Genomic DNA, 5886 nt, shown 5'->3' on the forward strand with positions numbered 1-5886 from the left:
GAGCACTTTCGAGACGCGCCGGGAACGGAACATCCAGTAGTTGAAACGGTTGAAGGTCCCCGAGCGGCTGCCGATCAGGGCCAGGGCATGGATGGCATCGGCGCCGTAGTAAAGCTGGTCGCCCATCTTCAGCACCATGCCCTGATCGATATCCAGGCCAGCGCCGGTAATCTCGCGCATCACCTCACTGTCTTCCCGGGCATCCACGATTCGCAGCTCACCCACGCTTTCGCGGATGCGCACCACCTGGCAATAGGCGTGGCAGGCCGGGCATTCCTTGTCGTAGACCAGCAGGATGTTGGGGCGTGAAATGTCGGGACGGGACACATGGCCTCCGGCTGAACCCAAAAAAAGCCCCCTGTCGGGGGCTTGTTGTTACCACTGAATCGGCGCTTCCGACGAGCCCGGGCTGGGCGGCTGCCCGGCGGGTACGGCCGTCGGGCTGTCTGCGCCAGCGGCACTGCGTACCCGGTCGCCGGCCTGCAGGGGGGTGCTGGCCGGGCCATCCAGGCGAGCGACACCATAATCCGGGCGCACATCGGTGACGGTCAGGGTGGCCAGGGCGTTACCCTCCAGCTTGATGGTCAGGCCGGTGTCCGGGTCTTTCATTTCCCCGGCGGGGCGATAGACCTGCATGCTGGCATCCTGCTCCAGCCGGCCCTGGCCCTGACTCAGGAATACGGTATCGCCCTGCACCTTGATGATCTGCACCGGGTAGAGCACATCCGTGGCGGCACCGGCCATGGCCCGGGCAATGACGGGATAGAGTTCATCCGCCAGCCGCTCCGGGTGGTTACGGTCGTCGATCTTGAGCTGACGGGCCACCTCGCGGATGGAAGCTTCAGACTGGTTCCAGTCGAACAGGTCTGCCCAGAGGATTTCGCTGGTGGTGGTATCGATCAACCGATAGCGAACCCGGATGCGCGGCTCATAACCGGAAAACTTGGCACCATAGAATTCCCGCTGACTGTCGCCGATGCTGAAATCTTCGATGGTGCCTACCAGCAGCAGATCGGCCCCTTTGCGCTGCCCCAGCCGGGCCAGCTCTTCCGGCGCTACACTGCCGCTGGCGACGACGGACTGCTCCTGATCAATGGCATCCAGGTTGGCCCGGTCCAGCACCCGGAAGCGACCGGACTGGGTAAAGGCGGTAACCAGATCATCGCGCAGCTGACGCTGCACCTGGCTGGCCGGCACCTGCACGTCACCCAGGTCATAACGGGGCTGGCGGCTGTCGAAGGTGGTAATGGCAATACCGGGCAGGTGCGAGCGGTCCGCACCCAGGGTCTTGGGACGAAGCACCTCCGCCTGCACGTTGGCCTGCCACAGGCCGTCTTCCACCTGCTTCACCGACTGCACCTGGTAACTCTTGATATTGCCCAGGGTTGGCAGCTGCGGCTCCGGCACCGAGGTCTCGGTGCCGATCCAGGTGCTGACATCACCCTGCTGGCGAACCACCCATTGCAGCACATTGGTGCGGAAGTTCGGGTCCACGGCCACGCTGACCCCGCCGGCCTGTCGCACCGCCGCCACCAGGGCATTGGTCATGGCCTGCTCCGGGTTGTCGCCGTAGCCGCGGGCCGATACAGAAACGGTCTCCGTGGCAGCCTGGGCCAGCGACGCACACAACAACAGGATGAAACATAACGGAGCGAACAGGTGCTTGGTCATAACGGCCTCCATGTCTGGTTAGCTTGCACGCACCCGGGAAGCCCGGCTGCGTGCAGCGTCCTTACAACCCGAACAGGCTCTTGCTGCGAGTCTTGCGGATTTCTTTTTCGTTGGTCCACTCGATGATGCCGGTCTGGATGTTGAGCAGCTTGAGGGTGAACTTGTAGTACACGTCCTTGGTGCTGCCATCGCGTTTGACGATGGAGGAGAAGTTACCGTACATCATCAGCTCGGCACCGATCTGGCGGCCCATGGCGGCGGCTGTGGATTGATCCACCATGCCGGAATCGCTCTGGTATTCCAGCTGCTGACGCACACGATCCACCACGGACATGTCCACAAAACGGAACTTGCCGGAGTTGATCAGCTTGGACTGGATGGTGTCGGTGATGGACTCGGTGTCCACGTGTTCGGTGGTCTTGTTCTTGATGCGATCCACGAATACCACCGGACGGCGGTTCTGGGTCATCTGCACGATGGGCGGAAACACCATCATGTCATCCACCATCTTGGCGGCGATCATCTGCAGGTCGGTGGAACCGAAATCCGTGTTGACGGTTTCGCGGGCCTGGGCATCACCGTAATCCACCTTTGAAGCACAACCGGACAGGGCCAGGGCACTGCCCAGCAGCAGCATGGAAAGTAGGCGTAGCATTATGATGTTCTCCTTGTTCCTTTTAGGAAGGCACGCGACGATTATTCGCGTACCCAGATTTCAAAGCGTACGGCGGACGGGTTGGGGGCAACGGCCTGGACGCTGTTCTGGCTACGACCTGCCATCACCACCTGCCGCCAGGGCTGGCCTTCCGGCGCCTGCTCGAAACCGTCCTTGTCGAACCATTTGAACTTGTATTGGAAATCCAGTTCAAATTTCCAGTCATTTTCCAGTGTGGCCTGGATGTAAAGCAGGTCCCCAACGGTTTTCTGCTTCAGGTCCTGCACGGAAATACGGCTGGCCAGCAAGCTGTTGCTGGAATAGACCTTGGTGATGGTCTCGCCGTCTTCATCCACTTCCATGCGACCCATATTGGTGGCCGAGCAGGCCGCCAGCATGGCAGCCAGCAGCAGCGCCATCATCGGGCGTAACAGTGTCATAAGGGTCCCTCCTGAACGGGTAACACGCGGGTAATCAGCTGGCCGGGAACGGCCGCCACATGAATCACGGTGAGGCCACGGTTAACCACCGGTACCGTCAACGTAGCATTGCCCCCGGGGGTGCTCAATACAAGGGTATGTTCCCCCTGGGGCAGTGAAAATCGTGTTGCCTGGGCATAGGCAGGCAGGGTCAGCCAGCTGCGCCGGTCCGCCTGCTCGCTGACCAGGTTGTACAGCTGGGTGGCAAAGGCCCCCAGCGGGCCGAAATCATCGTTGGCCTTTTTCTGCAGGTTGTACTTGGCGGTGGCCCGCAGGGTCTGGCGCACCAGCATGCCGGGCAGTCGTTCTTTCAGATCCTTGGCGGCCAGGGCCCCCACATCCGCCAGCACCACGGTTTCCCCCAGCGGCTGGCTGGCGCTGTCCAGTACCCGCAGGCTGTTGGGGCGTGGCTTGCTGGTCAGGGAATAGGTGGGAAAGGCCACCGAAAAGATGCCGTGGACGGTGGGAATGGGCAGGCTGAATTCTTCCCGGGCCTGCACAAAGCCCTGCTCGTACAGTACCGCCACCATGCCGTCTTTTTCAGGCCGCCCTTTCATGGCATTGGACACGCGCTCAACGTCTTCCTTGAGCATGTCCAGCTCCGGGTGGATCTCCAGGGCCTTCTTGTAGTCTACAAGGGCATCGTTGTATTCGCCGTGGGCTTCCCAGAACAGGGCCGACAGGTAGAAGGTCCAGGCATTCTGGAAGCTGGCCTTCACTTCCCCGGCCACCGCATTGATGCCCTGGAAATAGCCATCGAACTGGCTCAGGTCCACGTTGTTTTCTTCTGCCGCTTCCTCGGCCTTGGCAATTTCCTTGTCGCGCTTGTCCGCCGCCACCCGCTGCTCCAGGGCCGCGCCACGCAATTCCACGGCGGTACCAGTGGGATCGTTGGCGTCCCAGTAATTCAGGGCCTGATAGGCATGGGTGAAGATGCGCTCGTAGTCCGGCGCCACATAACCACGGGCATTGTCGTTGGTGACCAGGGATGTGGTGGAAGACGCCAGGGACGAGACCTGGATACGGGCGCTGGCGTCTTCCTCGTCGTATTTCTGGATGGCGCTGGCAAAGGCCTCCCGGCTCTGTTCACGCTGGCCGGTGAGTTGGCTGACCCGACCCAGTTCCTGCAGGTAAAGGACGCCATCACCGCCGGAGGCAGCTTTTTCCAGCTTCTGGGTGGCCGCTGGCGTCACCGGGGCGGTCGCCAACGCGGTTTTCCATTGCTGGGCCTGGTTGGGGTAGGGCACAAACAGGGAGTTTGTGGCACAGCCGGACAATGCCAGCAGCCCTGCAACCAACAGGCATCCTTTCCTGAGTCGTCTCATACGTTAGATACGAAAAAAGCCGGAGCAGGCAAGGTAGCCCGCCACCGGCTTTTTGTCGAGCGTTTCACAGTTCAGGAGGAAGGCCGGAACAGCCACTCCCCGAGAAACACCGACTCGCCTAGAACAACACCCGGGTCCGGATGGTGCCGTCGATGGTACGCAGCTTCTCCAGCGCCAGCTGGCTGTAGCCCTTGTCCACATCGATGACCACGTAACCGATCTCTTCGTTGGTCTGCAGGTACTGGCCGCAAATGTTGATGCCATTTTCGGAGAATACGGTGTTGATCTGGGTGAGCACGCCGGGCACGTTCTTGTGAATGTGCAGCAGGCGGTGCATGTCCGGGTGGGCCGGCAGGGCCACTTCCGGGAAGTTCACCGCACCCAGAGTGGCACCGTTGTCGGAGTAGCGGATCAGCTTCTCGGACACTTCGGTACCGATGTTCACCTGGGCTTCCTGGGTAGAACCACCGATATGCGGGGTCAGGATCACGTTGTCGAATTCACGCAGCGGGCTGATGAACTCGTCGTCGTTACCCTTGGGCTCTTCCGGGAACACGTCGATGGCAGCGCCCAGCAGGTGGCCATCACGCAGAGCACCGGCCAGGGCATCAATGTCCACCACTTTGCCGCGGGCATAGTTGATCAGGTAACCCTTGGGCTTGATGGCGCGAATCTGTTCTTCCTTGATCATCCAGCGGGTGGCAGCAGTGTCCGGCACGTGCAGGCTGACCACGTCGGACTGACCCAGCAACTCAGCGAGGCTGCTCACCTGCTCGGCATTACCCAGCGGCAGCTTGGGCACCACGTCGTAGAACTTCACCTTCATGCCCATGGACTCGGCCAGCACGGACACCTGGGCGCCGATATTGCCGTAACCTACGATACCCAGGGTCTTGCCACGAATCTCGTAGCTGTCCTTGGCAGACTTCAGCCAGCCGCCGCGGTGGGCAGAGGCGTTCTTCTCGGGAATGCCGCGCATCAGGTTGATGGTATGGGCAATCACCAGTTCAGCCACGGAACGGGTATTGGAATAGGGGGCATTGAATACCGGGATACCACGCTTCAGGGCGGCATTCAGATCCACCTGGTTGGTACCGATACAGAAACAACCCACGCCGATCAGTTTTTCCGCCGCCTGGAACACCTCTTCGGTGAGCTGGGTGCGGGAGCGAATGCCGATGAAGTGGGCATCCTTGATCTTGTCTGCCAGGTCGTTGCCGGTCAGCGCGGTGGGCAGCAGCTCCACATTGCTATAGCCGTGCGCTTTCAGGTTCTCCACGGCGTTTTCGTGGATGCCCTCGAGCAGGAGAACGCGGATCTTGTCCTTCTCAAGAGAAGTATCGGCCATGATGTAAGTCTCGGTAGCCTGTGAAATGGGCGCGTATGTTAACATAGCCCGCTCAAATTGAGAGCAGCCGCGCCGTCGGATTGCTCAAGTTGCCGTGAGAACGCCTCAACATCGTGCGTTTTACCCCTGCAGGAGACCCGTTGATGACCGCCCATGCCCATGCTGCGCTGGAGCAACTGACTGATTTGCTTGGCAATCGCCTCCTTACCGACCAGGAAAGCGCCGAGCGCTACGGGGTCGACTGGACCAAGGTATGGGCCCCGGCCCCCAGCGCCATCGCGCTACCGGAAACCATCGACGAGGTGCAGCAGATCGTGGAGATCGCCAACGACCACGGCCTGCACCTGGTGCCATCCGGGGGCCGCACCGGCCTGTCCGCCGGGGCGGTGGCCGCCAACGGCGAGCTGG

At 61.1% G+C, this 5886-nt stretch carries 7 protein-coding genes; 1 reads left to right on the top strand and 6 read right to left on the bottom strand.

Annotation, left to right across the window (positions count from 1 at the left end; genetic code table 11):
• The 6 genes from HUJ17_RS16190 to serA all read right to left on the bottom strand — a co-directional run.
• Positions 1 to 327, bottom strand: a 327-nt coding sequence (locus tag HUJ17_RS16190) for a DCC1-like thiol-disulfide oxidoreductase family protein (RefSeq protein ID WP_290511660.1), incomplete at its 3' end; no start/stop codon positions are given.
• Positions 328 to 375: 48 nt separating this feature from the next.
• Complete coding sequence (locus HUJ17_RS16195; protein WP_290511661.1) at positions 376 to 1671, bottom strand: CsgG/HfaB family protein; 1296 nt, start codon at positions 1669 to 1671, stop codon at positions 376 to 378.
• Between the two features lie 61 nt (positions 1672 to 1732).
• The gene (gene lpoB / locus HUJ17_RS16200; RefSeq protein WP_290511662.1) at positions 1733 to 2326 is read right to left on the bottom strand and encodes a penicillin-binding protein activator LpoB; all 594 of its coding nucleotides are present in this window, start codon (positions 2324 to 2326) and stop codon (positions 1733 to 1735) included.
• 41 nt (positions 2327 to 2367) lie between these two features.
• Positions 2368 to 2766 carry a YcfL family protein gene (locus HUJ17_RS16205; RefSeq protein ID WP_290511663.1) on the bottom strand — a complete coding sequence of 133 codons (399 nt, stop codon included), beginning with the start codon at positions 2764 to 2766 and terminating at the stop codon, positions 2368 to 2370.
• The gene (locus HUJ17_RS16210) at positions 2763 to 4103 is read right to left on the bottom strand and encodes a hypothetical protein (RefSeq protein ID WP_290511664.1); all 1341 of its coding nucleotides are present in this window, start codon (positions 4101 to 4103) and stop codon (positions 2763 to 2765) included. The genes HUJ17_RS16205 and HUJ17_RS16210 overlap by 4 nt, the downstream gene beginning before the upstream one ends.
• Positions 4104 to 4248: 145 nt before the next feature.
• Positions 4249 to 5478: a phosphoglycerate dehydrogenase gene (gene serA, locus HUJ17_RS16215; RefSeq protein ID WP_290511665.1), complete on the bottom strand. Its 1230-nt coding sequence runs from the start codon at positions 5476 to 5478 to the stop codon at positions 4249 to 4251.
• Positions 5479 to 5621: 143 nt separating this feature from the next.
• Between serA and HUJ17_RS16220 the strand changes: the two genes are divergently transcribed.
• Positions 5622 to 5886, top strand: a 265-nt coding sequence (locus HUJ17_RS16220; protein WP_290511666.1) for an FAD-binding protein, incomplete at its 3' end; no start/stop codon positions are given.

The sequence above is a fragment of the Alcanivorax sp. genome (assembly GCF_014762765.1).
Classification (GTDB): domain Bacteria; phylum Pseudomonadota; class Gammaproteobacteria; order Pseudomonadales; family Alcanivoracaceae; genus Alcanivorax.

Coding starts and splice junctions, on each gene's coding strand:
- HUJ17_RS16195 (WP_290511661.1), bottom strand. CDS start 1,671: ATGACCAAGCACCTGTTCGCTCCGTTATGTTTCATCCTGTTGTTGTGT.
- serA (WP_290511665.1), bottom strand. CDS start 5,478: ATGGCCGATACTTCTCTTGAGAAGGACAAGATCCGCGTTCTCCTGCTC.
- HUJ17_RS16205 (WP_290511663.1), bottom strand. CDS start 2,766: ATGACACTGTTACGCCCGATGATGGCGCTGCTGCTGGCTGCCATGCTG.
- lpoB (WP_290511662.1), bottom strand. CDS start 2,326: ATGCTACGCCTACTTTCCATGCTGCTGCTGGGCAGTGCCCTGGCCCTG.